The sequence below is a fragment of the Salimicrobium jeotgali genome (assembly GCF_001685435.2).
Taxonomy (GTDB): Bacteria; Bacillota; Bacilli; order Bacillales; family Halobacillaceae; genus Salimicrobium; species Salimicrobium album.
Genome location: NZ_CP011361.2, coordinates 733,430 through 752,967, shown reverse-complemented (window position 1 = coordinate 752,967; position 19,538 = coordinate 733,430). Strand labels below are relative to the sequence as shown.

At 48.5% G+C, this 19,538-nt stretch carries 21 protein-coding genes, 1 other RNA gene and 1 riboswitch; of the genes, 3 read left to right on the top strand and 19 right to left on the bottom strand.

The genetic code is table 11. The annotated features are described in order from the left end of the window. Positions 1 to 20: 20 nt before the first annotated feature. Positions 21 to 803 (bottom strand): Fe-S cluster assembly ATPase SufC, encoded by a 783-nt coding sequence (sufC, locus tag AAV35_RS03725; RefSeq protein ID WP_008587212.1) that lies wholly within the window; start codon positions 801 to 803, stop codon positions 21 to 23. Positions 804 to 1,139: 336 nt separating this feature from the next. Continuing rightward, positions 1,140 to 1,280 carry a YuzK family famiily protein gene (locus AAV35_RS14720; protein WP_475269804.1) on the bottom strand — a complete coding sequence of 47 codons (141 nt, stop codon included), beginning with the start codon at positions 1,278 to 1,280 and terminating at the stop codon, positions 1,140 to 1,142. A gap of 381 nt (positions 1,281 to 1,661) precedes the next feature. Here AAV35_RS14720 and AAV35_RS03720 point away from each other — a divergent pair, with 381 nt between their 5' ends. After that, positions 1,662 to 1,937 carry a hypothetical protein gene (locus tag AAV35_RS03720; RefSeq protein WP_008587207.1) on the top strand — a complete coding sequence of 92 codons (276 nt, stop codon included), beginning with the start codon at positions 1,662 to 1,664 and terminating at the stop codon, positions 1,935 to 1,937. A gap of 50 nt (positions 1,938 to 1,987) precedes the next feature. Here AAV35_RS03720 and AAV35_RS03715 read toward each other — a convergent pair whose 3' ends face one another. From AAV35_RS03715 to AAV35_RS03705, 3 genes are read right to left on the bottom strand one after another with little or no spacing between them, the layout of a single operon-like run. Beyond that, positions 1,988 to 2,845 (bottom strand): MetQ/NlpA family ABC transporter substrate-binding protein, encoded by an 858-nt coding sequence (locus tag AAV35_RS03715; protein WP_008587205.1) that lies wholly within the window; start codon positions 2,843 to 2,845, stop codon positions 1,988 to 1,990. A 29-nt stretch (positions 2,846 to 2,874) separates the two neighbouring features. After that, positions 2,875 to 3,543: a methionine ABC transporter permease gene (locus AAV35_RS03710; protein WP_008587203.1), complete on the bottom strand. Its 669-nt coding sequence runs from the start codon at positions 3,541 to 3,543 to the stop codon at positions 2,875 to 2,877. Then, entirely contained in the window at positions 3,536 to 4,561 is a 1,026-nt protein-coding gene (locus AAV35_RS03705; protein WP_008587201.1) for a methionine ABC transporter ATP-binding protein, read from the bottom strand. Before AAV35_RS03705 ends, AAV35_RS03710 begins: the two co-directional genes overlap by 8 nt. Before the next feature lie 112 nt (positions 4,562 to 4,673). Continuing rightward, a riboswitch (SAM riboswitch) is annotated at positions 4,674 to 4,784 on the bottom strand. 137 nt (positions 4,785 to 4,921) lie between these two features. Between AAV35_RS03705 and AAV35_RS03700 the strand changes: the two genes are divergently transcribed. Further along, the gene (locus tag AAV35_RS03700; RefSeq protein WP_008587200.1) at positions 4,922 to 5,338 is read left to right on the top strand and encodes a TlpA family protein disulfide reductase; all 417 of its coding nucleotides are present in this window, start codon (positions 4,922 to 4,924) and stop codon (positions 5,336 to 5,338) included. Between the two features lie 216 nt (positions 5,339 to 5,554). Here the strand turns inward: AAV35_RS03700 and AAV35_RS03695 are convergent, their stop codons facing one another. The 13 genes from AAV35_RS03695 to ilvD all read right to left on the bottom strand — a co-directional run bounded on the left by AAV35_RS03695 (position 5,555) and on the right by ilvD (position 17,851). Next, positions 5,555 to 5,860 (bottom strand): thioredoxin family protein, encoded by a 306-nt coding sequence (locus AAV35_RS03695; RefSeq protein WP_008587198.1) that lies wholly within the window; start codon positions 5,858 to 5,860, stop codon positions 5,555 to 5,557. Positions 5,861 to 5,870: 10 nt separating this feature from the next. Beyond that, positions 5,871 to 6,215: a toprim domain-containing protein gene (locus tag AAV35_RS03690; RefSeq protein ID WP_008587195.1), complete on the bottom strand. Its 345-nt coding sequence runs from the start codon at positions 6,213 to 6,215 to the stop codon at positions 5,871 to 5,873. Between the two features lie 64 nt (positions 6,216 to 6,279). Further along, positions 6,280 to 6,666, bottom strand: a complete 387-nt coding sequence (gcvH, locus tag AAV35_RS03685) for a glycine cleavage system protein GcvH (protein ID WP_008587193.1) — start codon at positions 6,664 to 6,666, stop codon at positions 6,280 to 6,282. A 21-nt stretch (positions 6,667 to 6,687) separates the two neighbouring features. Then, positions 6,688 to 7,041 (bottom strand): arsenate reductase family protein, encoded by a 354-nt coding sequence (locus AAV35_RS03680; RefSeq protein WP_008587190.1) that lies wholly within the window; start codon positions 7,039 to 7,041, stop codon positions 6,688 to 6,690. A gap of 108 nt (positions 7,042 to 7,149) precedes the next feature. Continuing rightward, complete coding sequence (locus AAV35_RS03675; protein WP_008587188.1) at positions 7,150 to 8,931, bottom strand: acyl-CoA dehydrogenase family protein; 1,782 nt, start codon at positions 8,929 to 8,931, stop codon at positions 7,150 to 7,152. A gap of 12 nt (positions 8,932 to 8,943) precedes the next feature. Beyond that, the gene (locus AAV35_RS03670) at positions 8,944 to 10,122 is read right to left on the bottom strand and encodes an acetyl-CoA C-acetyltransferase (RefSeq protein WP_008587186.1); all 1,179 of its coding nucleotides are present in this window, start codon (positions 10,120 to 10,122) and stop codon (positions 8,944 to 8,946) included. 14 nt (positions 10,123 to 10,136) lie between these two features. Beyond that, positions 10,137 to 12,536 carry a 3-hydroxyacyl-CoA dehydrogenase/enoyl-CoA hydratase family protein gene (locus AAV35_RS03665; RefSeq protein ID WP_008587184.1) on the bottom strand — a complete coding sequence of 800 codons (2,400 nt, stop codon included), beginning with the start codon at positions 12,534 to 12,536 and terminating at the stop codon, positions 10,137 to 10,139. A gap of 168 nt (positions 12,537 to 12,704) precedes the next feature. Continuing rightward, positions 12,705 to 13,496, bottom strand: a complete 792-nt coding sequence (locus tag AAV35_RS03660) for an STAS domain-containing protein (protein WP_008587182.1) — start codon at positions 13,494 to 13,496, stop codon at positions 12,705 to 12,707. Further along, positions 13,493 to 14,128 (bottom strand): cobalamin B12-binding domain-containing protein, encoded by a 636-nt coding sequence (locus AAV35_RS03655; RefSeq protein ID WP_008587179.1) that lies wholly within the window; start codon positions 14,126 to 14,128, stop codon positions 13,493 to 13,495. The genes AAV35_RS03660 and AAV35_RS03655 overlap by 4 nt, the downstream gene beginning before the upstream one ends. Positions 14,129 to 14,134: 6 nt before the next feature. Beyond that, entirely contained in the window at positions 14,135 to 14,503 is a 369-nt protein-coding gene (locus AAV35_RS03650) for a hypothetical protein (RefSeq protein ID WP_008587177.1), read from the bottom strand. Then, on the bottom strand, positions 14,500 to 14,805 hold the full coding sequence (locus AAV35_RS03645; RefSeq protein WP_008587175.1) for an antibiotic biosynthesis monooxygenase family protein: 306 nt from the start codon (positions 14,803 to 14,805) through the stop codon (positions 14,500 to 14,502). Before AAV35_RS03645 ends, AAV35_RS03650 begins: the two co-directional genes overlap by 4 nt. Before the next feature lie 140 nt (positions 14,806 to 14,945). Continuing rightward, positions 14,946 to 15,758 (bottom strand): VLRF1 family aeRF1-type release factor, encoded by an 813-nt coding sequence (locus AAV35_RS03640; RefSeq protein WP_008587173.1) that lies wholly within the window; start codon positions 15,756 to 15,758, stop codon positions 14,946 to 14,948. A gap of 398 nt (positions 15,759 to 16,156) precedes the next feature. Further along, positions 16,157 to 17,851 (bottom strand): dihydroxy-acid dehydratase, encoded by a 1,695-nt coding sequence (gene ilvD, locus AAV35_RS03630; RefSeq protein ID WP_008587169.1) that lies wholly within the window; start codon positions 17,849 to 17,851, stop codon positions 16,157 to 16,159. 204 nt (positions 17,852 to 18,055) lie between these two features. On the opposite strand from ilvD, the gene murB reads away from it, so the two are divergent. Continuing rightward, a complete protein-coding gene (gene murB, locus AAV35_RS03625; protein WP_008587168.1) occupies positions 18,056 to 18,970 on the top strand; it encodes a UDP-N-acetylmuramate dehydrogenase in 915 nt (304 codons plus the stop codon). Positions 18,971 to 19,158: 188 nt separating this feature from the next. On the opposite strand, the gene ssrA is transcribed toward murB, so the two are convergent. Continuing rightward, positions 19,159 to 19,521, bottom strand: a transfer-messenger RNA (tmRNA) gene (ssrA, locus tag AAV35_RS03620). Positions 19,522 to 19,538: the final 17 nt, after the last annotated feature.

Genomic DNA, 19,538 nt, shown 5'->3' with positions numbered 1-19,538 from the left:
AGATCCCTCCTAACCTTCGATTATTTAGAGCCGATTGTTTCGTCTTCGATTCCAAGTTCTTCCTTGATCCAGTCGTACCCTTCTTCCTCGAGACGCTGAGCAAGTTCAGGTCCGCCGGTTTTCACAATGCGTCCCTGCATCATTACGTGCACTTTATCAGGAGTGATGTAGTTGAGAAGACGCTGATAGTGAGTGATGATCAGGCAGCCGAAGGAGTCGTCACGCATCTCGTTGATGCCTTTTGCTACGACTTTAAGAGCGTCGATATCGAGACCGGAGTCGATTTCATCCAGAATGGCGATAGACGGCTCGATGTTCATAAGCTGAAGGATTTCGTTACGTTTCTTCTCTCCGCCGGAGAAACCTTCGTTAAGGTAACGCTGAGCCATATTCTTATCGATGTCGAGTGTATCCATCTTCGCATCCATCTGTTTGATGAATTTCATCAGGGAAATCTCGTCGCCTTCTTCACGGCGGGAGTTGATCGCCGAACGAAGGAAGTCGGAGTTCGTCACACCGCTGATTTCACTTGGGTACTGCATAGCAAGGAACAGACCCGCCTGGGCACGTTCGTCCACTTCCATCTCGAGAACGTTTTCCCCGTCGAGCAGAATTTCACCTTGGGTAACTTCGTATTTAGGGTGACCCATCACTGCTGAAGCCAGTGTGGATTTACCGGTTCCGTTCGGTCCCATTACCGCGTGGAATTCTCCACCTTTTAGAGTTAAATTTAGACCTTTCAGAATTTCCAAACCTTCAATTTCAACATGAAGATCTTTGATTTCGAGTGTTGAGCCTGCCATGTATAATACCTCCTGTGTATTGTGATCAATTATTGGGTGTATGGTCGGTTGATTTAAAACCATTCTCAATTTATTCTCATTATAATCTTAAATCATTTCAAAGCTGATATCAACTTTTTTCGTCCTTTCCATTTCCCGTTTGCACCATCTCCTATTATAACAAAAACTTAAGGAATAGCTAAAGTTATCTATTACATTAATCTTTTGATATTCAATTTGGAGACAGGGGCGTCTGCTGAGATGAAGTGTGCGAGAGTGCCATGCGTGCCTGCAGGAAAAAACCGCCCGGAGAGAAGATTGATCCTTCTCTCCGGGCGGTTCCTTTATACTTATATATTATCTGTGCAGCTGTCTTTCCATTTCCGAGTGTATTTTCTTGCTTTCTTCATACTCCCGGCTCCGTTTCTTCTCTACATGAATCTGGGTTTCCAACTTTCTGCCGTATTCCGCAAAGCAAATGTCGTGTGCCTGGAACATTCCTTTTTCCATTTCACTCGTATAAGTTAAACCCAAACAGTCGCTGATAATTAATCAATCCTTTCAGAGTTTTTACAACTATAAGAATAGCACAAAGAAGAAATCAGACAAAAGCGCAAATCTTATGATTATTCAGCATTTTCGTATAGATATACTCTCTGAGAATAAATCAGGAAAGGCATGCCTATAATTCGTCCTTTTCTCTTCTTTATACTCTTCTGTTGTTATATGGGGGTGATTCCCCGCACTCGGAAAATTAAACACATTTTTTTGAATATCCTTCTCCTATTCCGGATGCCGGGAACCTCAGAAGTTCTGAAACTTCGCGCCTCCTTCTTCCGTATATGCGTTATACGCAATTTACAACGGGAGGGAATGTACATGGTATTTGGCTTTTCCGGAATCATCATACTGGTCATCATCTATTTCTCAATTAAAATCAGTAATTTAGAAAATCGGGTGGAAGGGCTGCATTATAAACTTGATACAATCAAAGCACAGACAAACGTTTCCGGCTACCCGGTCGATGAAGAACTGCTGGAATTACTCGGGCAGGGAGAGGAAATAAAAGCTGTCAAAAAAGCACGGCAGGCTTTCGGACTTTCTCTCGTCGAAGGAAAGCGCTATGTAGATAATTTGAAAACGGACAATAGCTGAAGCAAAAAAAGGAAGCACTCCCCACTCAAGTCAGGGGAAGTGCTTCCTTTTCATTTTTCGCTGTCACTGCCGTCTACAGGCACGACCGCACCATCATACTGCTCTTTCATGAAGGACTGGATTTCATCGGAGCGAAGTACTTCCACCAGGGTGTTCAATGCTTCGCTGTCCTTATCTTCACTTTTCGCTGCGATTACGTTTACGTAAGGAGAGTCGGAACCTTCGAGAAGAAGGGCGTCTTCACTCGGGTTAAGGTCCGCCTGGATCGCGTAGTTCGTGTTGATGGCGACAAGCGCATTCTCTTCTCTCTCGTAGTTTTCAGGTAGAAGGGCTGCATCGATCCCTGCGTCGAACTCAAGATTTTTAGGGTTCTCGACGACGTCTTCCAGTTTAGCGTTCACCGGATCCACGTCCGGGTCGATTTTCACCAGGCCTTCTTTCTCGAGAAGGGAAAGGATACGCCCATGGTCTGCGACAGAGCGGCTCATAAGCACCGTCGTTCCATCCTCCACATCTTCGATACTTTCGATTCCTTTGGAGTAGATACCCATCGGCTCGATGTGGATACCTCCAAGGTTGGCGAAATCATAGCCGTTCTCTTCCATTTGCGTATTCAGGTAAGGAATATGCTGAAAATAGTTTGCGTCGATCTCCCCTTCAGACAGATCACGGTTCGGGAGGACGTAATCCTGATATTCTTCGATATTCAGCGTAATGCCCTTTTCTTCCATAAGCGGCTGTGCTTCTTTCAACACTTCTGCGTGCGGAACACTGGTGGCGCCGACGGATATTTCGGATGTTTCTTTATCCGATCCTTCCGAATCACCGGAATCTGAGCTGTCCGATCCACATGCTGCGAGCAGGGAAACAAGGGCTATAGTGGCTAACGTGAGTAGAAACTTTTTCATGGTACTCTCTCCTTTTTTAAAACGTAGTTTTATCTTTTGTCCAGTTTTCTGGAAGCGAAGTCTCCGATGAACTGGAAAACGAATACGATAATGACGATAAGCACGGTACATACGAATACGACATCAAAACTGTTCCTCTGGAACCCGTAAAAGTAAGCGAAGTCCCCGAGACCTCCGGCGCCGATCACTCCCGCTACAGCTGTATAGCTGATCAGAGCGATGGCCGTTACTGTAAGTCCGGATATCAAAGCCGGAGTCGATTCCGGCAGAAGAACTTTGAAAATGATTGTACGGTATTTGGCTCCCATCGCTTTGGCCGCTTCGATTACACCTTTATCCACTTCTTTAAGTGCTATTTCAACGAGACGGGCATAGAAAGGCGCACCTCCGATAATGAGTGCCGGCAGTGCTGCTGAAGGCCCGCGTATCGTCCCGACGAAAAAATCGGTGAACGGGAACAGAAGCAGGATGAGAATAATGAACGGGATAGCCCGGAAGACGTTGACGAAAGCTGCGGTAATCCAGTTCGCTATTTTATTCTGCCAGATGCCTCCCGGGCCTGTTAAATAAAGCAGCAGACCGAGAAGCAGGCCGAATATGAACGTTCCGAGAACGGAGAAGAACGTCATAAACAGCGTCTCGTTCGTCGCGGTAATCATGTCGTCAACCTGAACGTTAGGAAACAATTGTTCAAACATCAAGGGCCACCTCCACTTCTACAGACGTTTCTCTTACATACGTCAGAGCCCGTTCAATTTCTTCTTTTTCTCCTTCGAGATGCACGATCAATGTACCATATGCACCCTTCTGGGTCTGGGTGATCTTCCCGTGGAGCACGTTCACATCCACCTGGAACTTCCGGGACACTTCACTGATCAGTGCCTGATGCGTACGTTCTCCGACGAAATGGAACTGGGCCACTTCCCCGAGAGGGTATTCCTCTTTAATAAGAGAAAGAGAAGATTCCCGGTCAGGGTCTCCCATCACCTGGTCGACGAAACGTTTCGTCACTTTCTGTTTCGGTCTTAAAAATACGTCCAGTACGTCACCTTCTTCCACAATTTTTCCGTCTTCCATTACAGCCACACGGTGGCAGATTTTACGGATGACGTGCATTTCGTGAGTAATGAGCACGATGGTAAGTCCGAGTTTCGCATTGATATCGACGAGCAAATCAAGAATGGAGTCGGTCGTTTCCGGATCGAGAGCGGAGGTCGCCTCATCACATAAAAGGACTTTCGGGCGATTTGCGAGTGCTCTGGCGATACCGACACGCTGTTTTTGACCCCCGCTCAACTGGGAAGGGTACGAGGTCCCGCGGCCGCCGAGACCAACGAGCTCCACCAGTTCGTCCACACGTTCCTTTCTTTCCTCCTTCGATACTCCCGCAATTTCGAGTGGAAAAGCGATATTATCTTCCACTGTACGGGACCACAGCAGGTTGAAGTGCTGGAAGATCATTCCCATGTCCTGGCGGGCCAGACGGAGATCTCCTTTTGACAGTGAAGAAATCTCCCTGTCGTCTATATTGATCGTTCCGCCACTCGGGTCTTCGAGACGGTTCAGCAGGCGGATGAAAGTACTTTTTCCGGCCCCGCTGTATCCGATGACGCCGAAAATTTCACCGGAGTCGATCGTCGCCTCGAGGTCACTGACCGCGTGTACATCCTGATCCTTCGTTCGGAACACTTTTGACAGACCTTTAATCGAAATCATTGTTTTTCCTCCTGCGTCTGTAAGAGTCGCTGTCTCTTACGGTTTTAGCAAATAAAAAAAACCCCTCTGCCTGAAAGAACAGAAAGGTTGGTATTTAAAAATCAATTCTGTTCTCTCATCTATCAGAACCGATTGTTCTGTAGGATTTGGCACCATTTTAAACAGAATGTTTAACGGTTGCCGGGCTTCATAGGGCCAGTCCCTCCACCTCTCTTGATAAGAGAATTTCATTTATTCAATTTATAGAGCGATACGGAAGATTTTAGCACTGTACCGGGCTGGTGTCAATAAACTTCAATAAAAAGCGTGTATATGTTACGATTTTTGCAAACTTGCTATTGAAGAAAGGATCCGATACTTATGAAAGCACCCGTATTCACATTACCATACCTTACCGGAGAAGGCACTTATACACTTCCGGAAACTCCGGGGAAAGTCACCATTCTTACTTTCTGGGCCTCCTGGTGCCCGGATTCCGGTGCAGATATGCCGAAAAAAGAGCAGCTTTTCGATTCGCTCCATACGGACGACGTGGAAATGATTACCATCAACGTTGCCGGCCGGGAAGGAAAGAGGGAAGATGCCGTAAAGTATAAAGAGAAATTTTTGACACAGCCGACGCTTGAGGATAATGGAACGAAAGTGTATGACCTCTACGGCTGCACCGGTGTTCCTACCACCGTCATCATCTCATCCGAAGGGGAAATCGTTCATCAATTCGGCGATGACGCTTCCTTTATGGACATTATGAAAGCCGTCGGAGAAACGGTGGAATAGTGGAGATTTCTTTTGCGTGACTTTCGGACGCCATATCCGGCCCCGAAGGTCACGTTTCTCTCTGTTTCCTTCCCTTCAGCACATCCTTCCCTCTCTGAAGGGAACGATTCGGCGTAAATCGTTCCTTTCAGGCCCCCGTGGCGCTTCCGAAAGGAACGATTCTCCCGTCCGCGTTCACAAAAGCACCAGCTCCCGGGATGATGAGCTGGTGCTTCGCTATATTTTCTCTTTTTCTTTCATCAGATTGAAAATTTTCGTCACCGATTCGAACGCATACACTTTCTCTTCCACTTTCCCGTCTTTCCATACGAGCAGACAGGGTACGCTTGATACCTGTTTCTCCTGCATGAAGTCCGGGAAGAGGCTCGCGTTCATTTCATAGAAGACATCTTCTTCTCTCATCTTCTCGATGATATCAAGCATTTCCCTTGCCAGGTGGCACGTTCCGCAAAAGGGACTGTAAATGAATACGTACCCTCTTCCTACTTCCGGCAGTGTTTCCCTTACATTCACTTCTTTCATTGTTGCCTCCTTACATCATGTAGACAGGTTTGATCCGGAACCGGTACCCCGCAAGCATCCGTGCGAGTTCCGGTTCCGGCGTAGCAGCTACTTCCCGGTACGTTTTGCTTGTGTACAGATGTACAGCGTGAGGAAGTTCTTCCCTGAACTGTTCCCGGAGTCTGTAGCCCGAGTAGTCTTCATCGACGAGTATATAAACGTTGCGGTGATCCAGATCGTACTCATAAATCAGCTCATCCAGACGCTCCAGGCCGAGTGTTCCATACGTGCAGATGATTTCAAGAGGCTGCGCCAGCATCTTCTTAATATGCTTTTTGTCCGTAATCCCCTCAACGATTAAAATAGGTTCATTCATCCCGCTTACCCCTTTATACAGAAACAGACCATGCGGATCCATGGTCTGTCGAAGTTAATAAGTTCTATTCATCTTCGGAAATCATAGCTTCGTACTCATCCGCACTCATCAGATCATCCAGTCCGGACTTCCCGGAAGGCTCGACTACGATCATCCACGCTTTATCGTAAGGAGATTCGTTTACTAGTTCCGGGCTGTCCTCGAGTTCATCGTTCACTTCAACGACTTTCCCGCTGACGGGAGCATAAAGTTCGGATACCGTCTTCACGGATTCCACACTTCCGAACGGCTCATCCACTTCCACTTCATCACCGACTTCCGGAAGCTCGGCGAACACGACGTCACCGAGTTCGGACTGGGCGAACTCTGTAATACCGATGCGAAGGTTATCCCCTTCTTCTTTTACCCATTCATGTTCTTTTGAATAACGAAATTCTTTTGGCAGTTCCATTATTGACCCCTCCTTCAAAAATTACAGCCAGTTGGCTTCGTACTCCGTTTCTTTGAACCCTGCGGTCACGCGACTTCCATCCGTAGCTAGCGGCCGCTTGATCAGCATGCCGTCGGAAGCCAGTATCTCCGCCTGTTCTTCAAGCGTCATGTCCCCTACTTTGTCTTTCAGTCCAAGCTCACGGTACTTCTTCCCGCTGGAATTGAAGAAACGTTTCGAAGGAAGATCGCTGTTTTTCATCATCTGCAGCAGCATTTCCTTCGAAGGTGGAGTTTCCACGAGATTCACAGCTTTATAATCCACATCGTTCTCATCAAGCCATCTTTTCGCGTTGCGGCACGTGCCGCACTTCGGATACCAGTAAAAGGTAAGCATGACTTCTCCCCCATTCCTAACAAAACAATATCACATTTATCCTACCACAACCGCTCTTTGTTGAAAAACAAAAGGCTGTCCCCCGGCAGAGGACAGCCTTTTTCGAAATTACACGAAGTATTTTCCGGCTTTTTCAAGACCGACGGAAATTTCACGTTTTTTCTTGATAACATTCACCGGGTTATGACGCGTCAGCTTCCGGAGAGCTCCGAGCATCATGCGGAGATCGTCGCCCTCTTCCGCTGCGATAAGTGTTTCTTTCGCGTGCGCTTCGATACGATTGAACGCTTCCTGAACGTACACTTCCGTATATAGAAGTTTCTGGCTGTGTTTTTCGGCTCCGTCTTTGTCGACAGCTTTCTTCGTACGGAGAATGGCAGATTCCATATTGAAAATTTCACCCGTAATGTCTGCCAGGTTCACAAGTACTTCCTGTTCCTGATCCAGTTTCTCCCCATATTTCTGAGCAGCAAGTCCGGAAGCCAGCAGAGCGATCTTCTTCGCATTCTTCAGCAGGTAGAATTCCTGTTCAAGCGGAGCGTCTCCCGGTTCTTCAGGCATCATCGTCATGATTTCTTCCTGAAGTTTCTTAGCTTTTTCAAAAATCGGCAGTTCGCCTTTCATCGCTTTTTTGACGAGGTTGCCGGGAACGATCATACGGTTGATTTCGTTCGTTCCTTCGAAAATACGGTTGATACGGGAATCCCGGTACATACGTTCCACTTCGTATTCCTGCATGAAACCGTATCCGCCGTGGATCTGTACCGCTTCGTCCACTGCGAAGTCAAGCAGTTCCGAACCGAACACCTTCGTAAGAGAACATTCGATGGCGTACTCGGCGATGACGTTGGCGACAGCTTTTCCGTCATTCAGTTCTTCCTCGGAAAGCCGTCCCATACTTTGTTCAAACAGCCCGACGGTACGGTAGACGGCGCTTTCGTTCGCGTACGTGTTCGCTGCGACGGACGCCACTTTTTCCTTGATAAGCGGGAAGCTCATAATCGGAGTATCGAACTGTTTCCGTTCCTGAGCGTAGTTGACGGAAAGTTCGATGGCTCTCTTCGCACTTCCGACACTTCCGATCGCCAGCTTGTAACGGCCGACGTTCAGGATATTGAAAGCGATGATGTGCCCTCTGCCGATTTCACCGAGAACGTTCTCGACAGGCACTTCGGCGTCTTCAAGGATAAGGGTACGGGTGGAGGACCCTTTGATCCCCATCTTCTTCTCCTCAGGACCAGTGGATACGCCCGGGTGCTCTCTTTCTACGATGAAAGCCGTGAATTTCTCTCCGTCAATTTTTGCGTAGACGATGAATACGTCCGCGAACGCGGAGTTCGTAATCCACTGCTTCTCTCCGTTCAGTACGTAGTGAGTACCGGCCTCATTCAGTTTGGCTGTCGTTTTGGCTCCCCGGGCATCAGACCCTGAACCCGGTTCAGTCAGGGCATACGCAGCCAGCAGTTCACCTGTCGCCAGTTTCGGCAGATATTTCTTCTTCTGATCACTGTTTCCGAAGAAGACGATCGGCAGAGAACCGATTCCGACGTGTGCTCCGTGGGTCAAAGAGAAACCACCGGCGCGGGCAAATTTCTCCGTAATAAGGGAAGAACTGATCTTGTCCAGCTGTACCCCGCCATACTCTTCCGGTACGTCCGCACCGAGCAATCCGAGTTCTCCCGCTTTCTTCATAAGCTCGAGGGAGTGTTCGAATTCGTGGTTCTCGATTTTATCCACTTTCGGTAGTACATCACCCGTGATAAAATCTTCTGTCGTTTTGGCAATCATTTTATGTTCTTCGGTAAAATCTTCCGGGGTGATGATATCTTCCGCTTCCACATCTTCCACCAGAAAACTTCCGCCTTTGATCATATCTTTAACATCACTCATATTTATTCCTCCTCAGGATAATAGTTCGAATACTCCGGCAGCGCCCATTCCGCCGCCGATACACATCGTTACAACGCCGTATTTTTCGTTGCGGCGTTTCATCTCATGAATAAGTGACAGCGTCAGCTTCGTTCCTGTACAGCCGAGCGGGTGTCCAAGAGCGATCGCTCCTCCATTCACGTTCACTTTCTCCTCATCAAGTCCGAGTTCACGGATGACCCGAAGTGACTGGGAAGCAAAGGCTTCGTTCAGTTCGAACAGACCGATGTCTTCCAGGGAAAGGCCTGCCATTTTCAAAGCTTTCGGCACCGCTTCAATCGGTCCTACTCCCATAATCTCCGGTTCCACACCGGCCACTGCGAAAGAGTGGAACTTGGCGAGCGGCTGCAGGCCTTCCTTCTCGGCTTTCTCCCGGTCCATGACGAGCACCGAAGCTGCTCCGTCGCTCATCTGGGATGAATTTCCTGCTGTAACCGATCCCTTTACGTGGAAAGCAGGCTTCAGTTTGGCAAGTGTTTCTGTCGTCGTACCGTGACGTACCCCTTCATCCCGCTCGAGCGTACGCGTCACTTTCCTGGTCGTGTTATCCGGCCCCGGGACATTTTCGGTCACTTCGACAGGAACGATTTCCTCGTCGAACTTCCCTTCTTCCAGAGCTTTAGCCGCTCTCTCGTGACTTCTGGCCGCAAAAGCATCCTGATCTTCCCGGGAGATGTTGAAGCGGTTCGCCACTTCCTCTGCCGTGTGTCCCATCGACATATAGTACTCAGGAGCGTTCTCCACAAGCTCCACGTTCGGCTTGATGACGTGTCCTCCCATAGGGATCAGACTCATCGATTCCGCGCCTCCGGCAATCGCAGCTTCCGAATGTCCGAGCATAATCTTCTCGGCGGCATTGGCTATACTCTGAAGTCCGGATGAACAGTATCGGTTGATTGTAATCGCCGGAACGGAGTGGTGCAGACCCGCAAGAGCCCCGATACTCCGTGCCATATTCATCCCCTGCTCGGCCTCAGGCATCGCGCACCCGATGATGACATCATCAATAGGACCGTCGTAGTTATTTGCTCTTCTTAGCGTTTCCCTGATTGTCAGCGCCGCAAGATCGTCCGGGCGACTGCTTGCAAGCGTGCCTTTCTTCGCTTTACCGACCGGCGTACGTGCACCGGCCACAATTACTGCTTCTCTCACAACTTTCTCCCCCTTTAGTTACGAAGTGGTTTCCCTTTAAGTAACATGTGCTGCATTCTCTGCTGTGTTTTCGCTTCACCGATCAGACTGAGGAAAGCTTCCCTTTCGAGATCCAGAAGATACTGCTCATCCACTTTCGATCCTTCCTTCACACGTCCTCCGGCCAATACGAATGCAAGTTTTTCCGCGATTTTCAGATCGTGATCCGAAGCGAAGCCGCCGTAGTGCATTTCTTTCGCACCAAGAAGCATCGTGGCAAAACCTGATTCCCCGGTTACCGGAACAGGTTTACGTTTCGGTGCCTGGTATCCGGCCCGGGCAAGCCCGAGTACTTTCTGCTTCGCATCGTGAAGCAGGTGGTCCTGATTGAAAGAGATCGCATCCATCTGATCGAGGAATCCGTTTTGACGTGCTTCCTCGGCGGAAGTCGACGTTTTAGCGGTAGCGATTTTCTGGAATACGCTATTGGAAACCTTTTGAAGGTCAAAGTCTACACTTTCCGGCATATTGTTCAGATGCTTCAGATAAAGTTCTTTGTTTCCGCCTCCGCCCGGGATGAGTCCGACACCCGGTTCCACGAGTCCCATATACGTCTCACTCGAAGCCTGGATCGCAGCAGCCGGCAGGCATACTTCCGCTCCTCCGCCGAGCGCCATTCCGAATGGAGCGGCAACAACAGGCTTATCGGAGTATTTGATGCGCATCATCGCCTGCTGGAACTGTTTGACGACGAGTTCGATTTCGAAGAAGTTCTGGTCCTGTGCTTCCATAAGCATCATGCCGAGGTTCGCACCGACGCAGAAATTATTCCCCTGGTTTCCGATGACGAGTCCTTCGAAGTCCTCATCGACGATATCGACCGCTTTATTGATCATCTGGATGACGTCCATACCGATGGCATTGCTCTGGGAGTGGAATTCAAGTCCGGCGACTCCGTCTCCGAGATCGATGACGCTCGCTCCGGCATTTTTCGCGAGTACTTCCTTCGTTTCCTTCAGCAGGCGCAGATTGATATCTTTGGCGTTGAATCCCTGTTGCTTATAATCTCCTTTATGATAATAGTAAACGTTTCCATTTTCTTTTTTATAAAAAGATTCATTTCCATTCTTCAGCATGTCGTCTATCCACTCGGGAACGGTTTCTCCTTCTTCTTTCATCCGTTCCACAGACTTTTGTACCCCGATGGCATCCCACATCTCAAACGGACCGAGGTCCCAGCCGAATCCCCAGCGCATCGCTTCATCGATGGAGACGAGATCATCCGCAATTTCTCCTGTAAGTTCTGCGGAGTAGAGGAGGACGGGTTTTACGATAGACCAGACAAAATCTCCCGCCTGATCTCCTTTAGCTTTGACGAGAGAGGCCAGTTTCCGTTTCGGTCCCTTTTCCTGTCCCGCAGCTTCGACAGCTTTCGTTTTCAGCTTCCCGCGTTTTTCATACTCCATCGTCTCCGGGTTCAGCTGAAGGATTTCGGAGCCTTCTTCACTCTTCTTCTTCAGAAAGAATCCCTGGCCGGCTTTTTGACCGATCCATCCCTTTTCATTCATGTCCTGCATAAATTCCGGTACTTTGAAAACCTCTTTCTCCTGACCCTTGACCTGATCGTGGACGTTATTTGCCACGTGGATGAATGTATCGAGCCCTACAACGTCAAGCGTCCGGAATGTAGCGCTTTTCGGCCGCCCGATCATCGGTCCGGTCACGGAATCCACTTCTCCGACGCTCAGGTTCTGCTCCAGCATCTCTCTTACCGTCACTAACAGGCCGTATGTTCCGATGCGGTTGGCGATAAAATTCGGAGTATCTTTCGCCTCTACGACCCCTTTTCCTAGTGTATCCTCCCCGAACTTCTTCATGAATTCAAGGACGTCCTTATCCGTGCTCGAAGTCGGAATCACCTCGAGCAGTTTCAGATAGCGGGGCGGATTGAAAAAGTGAGTGCCGAGGAAGTGTTTCTTCATATCCTCGCTGCAGTCTTCGGACATAGCTTCAATGGAGATTCCGGACGTATTGGAACTTACGATGGAACCTGCTTTTCTGTATTTATCCACTTCCCGGAATACGGATTTCTTTATATCGAGGTTCTCAACAACCACTTCGATGATCCAGTCCACTTCCGAGAGTTTGTCCATATCATCCGTCATGTTACCTGCTTCTATAAGGTGGAGATTCTCTTTTGATGTTAGTGGTGCGGGCTTCTGCTTTTTGAGCCCTTCCTTCCCGGACATCGCTACCCGGTTTCTTACCTGTCTGTCTTCCATAGTAAGACCCTGTTTCTTTTCTTTATCCGTTACATCTTTCGGTGCGATATCGAGCATAAGCACCGGTATACCGACGTTAGCCAAATGTGCGGCTATTCCCGCTCCCATCACTCCGGAACCGAGAACTGCGGCACGCCTGATTTTTCGAGTCATTACAAATCCCCCTTGCGTTCTTTGAATGAATACTCATTCATTTTTAGTTCAAAAAAATAGGATACGTTTTCTTCTTTTACTATAAATTACTTTCAGACTTTTCGCAATCATTATTTATCAATTTCCACAATTATCCGATTCCGTAGAGAAAAAGCAAAAGAAGAGCGGTTACGTCTCCTTCTGCTTATCTTTTTCTGCTTCCCGGCGGGATCTCTTAGAGGAAATCACCTGTTCCAGTGACTGCCTGAACCGGACGCCTTCCGGGAGGGACCATTTGAAAATATTCGGCACGTGTCCGGGTTTAAGCCCGATGACGAAAAGTTCGACCCCAATATGACTGAGGGCTTTTAATACGGAAGCCAGGTAATTGAAACCTTCTCTTTCGATATTGCCGACTGCCGTGAAATCAAACAGAAGTTCCTCCGCTTCACTTTCACGCACTGCCTCGAGAAGATTATGTTCGACGCTCATTATTTTATCGTAACTCAAATCGCCGAATAACGGCACGAGAGCCGTTTCCTTATTTAATGAAATGAAGGGGGCTGAAAGTTTATTGTTCTGTTCAATCACCTGCTCCGCCCGCTCCTTTTCTTCAATCAGTTCTGTTTTCGTCTTTAACAGCTCACTCTGCAGCGTTTTGAGACTCGCAGCCACTTTGTCCACCTGCGAATCTTTCGGTATCAGAAGAAGTTCTGCTTTCTCTTCGTCCGTCCACGTAATATAAACATCCGCTAAAATTACGTCGCTGTTCTCTTTGATGACGTTCATTTCAATAACCGTTTTCCTGCGATGAAAATTAACCCACTCCCGTGCCTTATCATACGTTCCTTCATCGACTATTTTGGTGAGATTATCCGGCAGACCGAACAGCCCTTCCGCTTCCTGTGAATAAGCGATTATATTCCAGGCTGCGTCTATCTCATAATAAGGGAGCGGGAAAGTAGCTTCCACCCGTTTCATTGCCTGCGTCCCTCCTTCCCGTTCTGCAGCCATTCTCTTACGGCGGTCAGGGAACTCATTGTGTGCACGCGTTTCACATTCCATTCACTCATACCGTGATTCTTAACAATACGGCCACCGATAAGTATGACGGAATCGGGCATGCGCTTTTTCAGAATATCGATTATGTTGTGCATCTCGGGCACTCTATAGGAAAGAGCGGCAGAAATGCATATGACCTCCGGGCGGAATTTTTCTATCTGCTGCAGAACGTGATCGTCAGGTACACCTGTCCCGAGGAACCTGGACTCCCAGCCTTCTTCGCGGAAGATGTCCGCTGCCATTTTCAGACCCAGATGGTGCTCTTCTTCTTCCACGTTGAAAAAAATAGCCTTCTTTCCGTTCGAGGCGCCTTTCCGCGGCGATATCAATGTCATAATGTAATCACAGGTCGCCGTGGCCAGATGCTCATCCGCTACCGAAATACGGTTCGTCTGCCACAGTTCTCCTACGTAGTACATCGCCGGTGTTATGATCTCCTCATGCACTTCCAGTAAAGAACGTTCGTCCACCCACTTCCGTACCAGCTGCAGTGCTTCCTGTTCTTCGCCTTCCAGCAAATAGCCCGTTAATTGTTTGTAAACCTCTTCCATTCGTCGTCACCCCGTGTCCGTTATACGTTTCAAATGTGCTATCGACGACTCCAGCAGGCGGATATAGTAATCACGTTCGTCGCCGTGCATATCCACTTCCTGAAGATACCGTCCTATCATTTCATAATTCTCGATTATGAGCTTCGTACCCACCCCCCGGGAGACGAGCACGTCATTAAGCCAGACGGTATAATCACTGAAAAATGACTCATCTTTTCTTTTATAGGAAAGCTCCAGATGGTTCAAATGATGGTCATTATCCTCTCTCGTATGTTTTTTGCCTTTTTCACCAAATTTCTCCTCAAGCCAGGGATATCTTATGTAAAATTCCTTAGTCACTTTATCCGTAATGTACTGTTTTGCTTCCGTTTTCATGTGGCAACAACCTCATATTTATAAACTTTCGGAACGTAGCCCTGAAGCTCCTGATCCGGATAGTTTTTTTCAAGTTCATGGATCTTCCGGAACTGTTCACTGCGGGCCCAGGTCAGATACGCCTGTTTATTTTCCCATTCCATATGTACTGTAAGCTCTCCAGGTCGATGTTCGTTCTGCAGAAGCTGAAACGAAAGAAACCCCGGTTGCTCATCAACGAGCCGGGAACGGGTCTGATAGATGGAGATCAGATCCTCCGCCTTGTGATCAGGAACCGTCACTTTAGAATCGACAACATACACTCTTTCACTCTCCTCTATCACTGCACTGCTCCTTATTTTAACACATACTTTTGCAGATTTCTTTCTCTGAACCTGCCGGGTTGTCCCACATAAAAAAACCTGTGATCTTATGTAAAGATCACAGGATGACTTGTATTATTCTATTCTTCGTATACTACCTGGTCGATCACTTTCATTTCTTCATGATCAAGCAGGTTTTTGTTTACGATTTTGTCCACTTCTTTGTTCATGTTATCACGCAGGTCATCGACTTCTTCTTTGTCGCCTACCATGATGATCTGCTCCCAGCCGTGCTCTTTCGCCTGTTTGTCCAGTTTAGGAGCGACACTCTTATACCAGCGGTAACGGTTGGCCTCAAACCGCTCGTTGTACTGATCGGACTTAGACTGTTTCGCTCCGCCGCTTCCTGTGGAGGCACCGGCTGCGTGACCGCCCTGGTGAAGTCTCCAGTCCTCCGTATTCAGATCAAGCTCATAAACTTTCGTGTCTTTCAGCTGAGCAAGCTCTGCATCAATCAGTTTAATGTTTTCTTTCTGGGTAAGGATGATACCTGTTTTCGGGAATTGCTTGTACATTTCCTTCAGCTGATCAACGACCGGCTGTTCTTCCCAGTAGAACGCTGTTTCCACAGGCATCTGGAATCTCTCTGCGAACCACACTGTTTCATCGGCGGACGCGATGATTACAACGCTTTTACCGAAGTGCTGTTCGTTTTCATCAATATAGTTCTGGATTTTTTCTTTTACTGCCCAGTAGTTACGCTTCTCATCAGAATCTCCGTCTTCCTGAAGATAGTGTTCGAAGTTATTCAGACCGTTTTTTAGGTGAATCTTCCATTCGCCGCCCTGCTGATCCGGGTCGGCCGGGTCTGTATTTAAATACATAGTAAATACCTTTTCAGGTTTCATTAAATGTACGTTTTCCAGTTTAGTTATTTCTTTTTTCAAATCCAAAGCACTTCACTCCTTAATTACTTGTTTGATTTCTATGTTTCCTAAATAAAAGAGCGTTAAACATATTATATAAAAAAGTGAAAACTTCTCTTTGAATGCGCTCAAACCGGAATCCGGAAGGCAATGGATGAGAGAGATCGCTGCGTTCTCCGGCTTTTCCCACCTTTCACGCACTAAATTTCAAGGTGAAGGTTACAATTATGCCTTAATCATTACCTTCATCGCTCCCGCTCCTTCCCCGTGGTCAGGAAAACGGTTTTTTCGTTACCTTCAGCGGGCTCCCGGATCTCTGAAAGGAAGGAAAACAGAATCACAGGGTTCGGAAAGCACAAAAACCGGGCCCTCAAGGTCCGGTTTTCAGTGTGTAGTATTCAGTTTTATCCAGGAATTCATCCAGTTTATTCATCAGGATCGTCTGTAACTGCTCCTTTGGAAGCGGAGGAAACGAGCCTTGAATATTTGGCGAGCACTCCGCGCCTGAATTTCGGTTCCGGACGTTTCCAGCGGCTTTTCCGTTCTTCCTGGTCTTTATCACTGACTTTCATATTGATTTCCTGCGTACTACTGTCAATATTCACAATGTCCCCGTTTTCGAGAAGACCGATAGGACCGCCGACGTAAGCTTCAGGGGAGATGTGCCCGATGACGAATCCGTGGCTCCCTCCCGAGAAACGGCCATCGGTGAGCAGCGCCACTTTACCGCCGAGTCCCTGGCCGACGAGCATCGCTGTAATGGAGAGCATTTCGGGCATGCCCGGCCCGCCTTTAGGTCCGACGTTTCTTATAACGACAACGTCCCCTTCCTTCACGTCCCCTCCGGAAATCGCTGACGTTGCTTCCGCTTCACTGTCGTACACTTTGGCAGGGCCTTCGAAGTTTGTAATCTTCAGCCCTGACATCTTCGCCACCGCTCCGTCCGGGGCAAGGTTTCCTTTCATCAGTACGAGGGAACCTTCCGCTTTGATCGGATTGTCGAGAGGACGGATCACCTTCTGCCCGTCCTTCAGAGGATCGACATTTTCCAGATTCTCGGCGAGCGTCTGTCCTGTAACTGTCAGACAGCCCCCGTGCAGGTAGCCGTTATCATGGAGAAGTTTCATCACGGCCGGGACCCCGCCAGCTTCATAAAGATCCTGCATTACATACGTACCGCTCGGCTTCATGTCGGCAAGAAACGGGACGTTACGGCGGATCCGCTCAAAATCATCAAGAGAGATGTCGACTTCCGCTGCGTGAGCCATCGCTGTCAGATGAAGGAACGCGTTAGTCGAACCGCCAAGTGCCATTACTACAGTAATCGCGTTCTCAAACGCCTCTTTCGTCATGATATCTTTAGGGTAAATGTCTTTTTTAAGAAGTTCTACGACGAGTTCTCCCGCCTGCCGGCACTCCTCCTCTTTGTAGTCATTGATTGCAGGAGTGGAGGAAGAACCCGGGATGCTCATACCGAGAGCCTCCACAGCCGCCGCCATCGTATTAGCTGTATACATACCCCCGCAAGCTCCTGCTCCCGGGCAGGCGTTGCATTCGACGCGGTGCAGCTCCTCGGAATCGATTTCTCCGCTTTGATATTTACCGACTGCTTCGAACGAAGAAACGATATCAATGTCTTTCCCGTCAAGTTTTCCGGGCTGTATCGTGCCTCCATATATGTAGACCGACGGGAGATTGAGGCGGCTGAGAGCTATCAGGCAGCCCGGCGTCGTCTTGTCACACCCGCCGATAGCCACTACGCCGTCCAGACGCTCGGCGTTTGTCACCGTTTCAATGGAATCTGCGATAATTTCACGGCTCGGCAGGGAATAATGCATTCCCTCGTGCCCCATGGCGATACCGTCCGATACGGTAATTGTGTTGAAAATCATCGGAGCGCCTCCGTTACCGCCGGCGCCGCTTTTCGCTTTTCGGGCCAGTTCATCAATATGGACGTTACACGGCGTAACCTCACTCCACGTGCTGGCGATCCCGATCATCGGTTTTTTGAAATCTTCGTCTTCGAATCCTACAGCACGAAGCATCGCCCGGTTAGCAACTCTGTTCTCATCATCACTGATTACGTTACTTCTTATTCGCAAATCTTTGCTTTCATCCATCATCCAGCACCCTTTCAGAAATAAGTTTATCATGATGATACTAGCAAACAGGTATTTTAGCAATGAATATTCTGAATAGAGGAAACTTTCCCATATACCTCTGGTTATCCCGTTCGACAAAATAAGGACTTTCTCTCTTTCCATAAAAGGCAGATTGTTATACACTTGCTTAAGACCAGACTATCGATGAGGAAGTGTACTTGTATGGAAAAGAACGAAATCTACAACGGACTGATAAATATCGTTAAATCCGAATATGTAAAAATGGACGAACCATTGAAAAATCACCTGTATACCCAGCTTGGCGGAAAGGCGGATTACCTCGTAATGCCGACGACCTTCGAAGAAGTACAGAAAGTCGTCAGGTTCACTAATCGCGCCGGTATTAAACACACGCTTCTCGGCAACGGATCGAACCTGATCATCAAAGACGGAGGGATCCGCGGCGTAGTGATGAACCTGAAGTATCTGAACGATGTCAGCAGTGAAGGAGAGACTGTCGTAGCCCAGAGCGGAGCAAGAATCATCGACGTCTCCCGTCACGCTCTGAACGAGAGCCTGTCGGGTCTCGAGTTCGCCTGCGGCATCCCGGGGACGGTCGGAGGTGCCCTTTATATGAACGCAGGTGCCTACGGCGGGGAAATCAAGGATGTGCTCGATTACGCCTACGTCGTGGATAAACACGGGGAACTGGTGAAACGGAATGCCAAAGAGCTCGGTTTCGACTACCGTACGAGCAATATTCCCGAGAACGGGGACATCGTTGTGGAAGCCACTTTCGATTTGACCCCGGCAAAATACGAAGATGTGAAAGCTACCGTGGATGACCTCACTTACAGGCGGGAATCCAAACAGCCGCTCGAATACCCGTCCTGCGGCAGCGTATTCAAACGTCCGCCGGGACATTTCGCCGGAAAACTCATCCAGGACAGCAAGCTTCAGGGTACGAACATCGGCGGTGCAGAAGTGTCCACGAAGCATGCCGGCTTCATCGTCAATAAAGACAATGCGACGACAGCCGATTATATCGCCGTGATCGAACACGTGCAGAAGACCGTCAAGGAGAATTTCGGCGTGGATCTCGAGCGGGAAGTAAGAGTCATCGGAGAAGATAAATAATAGTAATAAAGTAAAAGCCTGGAGGTTCCTTCCTCCAGGCTTTTTCGTATTCAGGGACGGGTGAGTATCTGGGAGTGATTCATTCCGATTCCCACTTCTGTTGCCGATGTCCCGCATTTAAGTTTACATAATTATATTTCGGGTAACAAATAATATTTTTGCAATAAAAAACCACCAATAATATGTATTGGTGGAGACGGCGGGAGTCGAACCCGCGTCCGGAGATATCGGCACTCGGGCATCTACAAGCTTAGTCGATATATTCTGATTCGCGAACTGCTCAGCCTATCGACCGGCTTATCGCAGACGCTAATCTGATTAGTCTCTTCGTTTCTCCTCAGATGGTGGAGAAACGCGTAGCCTGCTTCAGTTTGAGACCCTTGCACCGGCACACAGGCGATGCCGGGAAGGATCGCTCAAGCCAGCTTACGCTGCTAGAGCTAGGTTGTCTTCAGATTCGCCAGTTATATTTAGGCAAATGACGTTGTCGAGTCGTCGCCTCGACCTGCAGCCCGAGTTCGAACTATCCCCGTCGAATCCGTAACGTCCCCGTTACAGTAATTGCTGC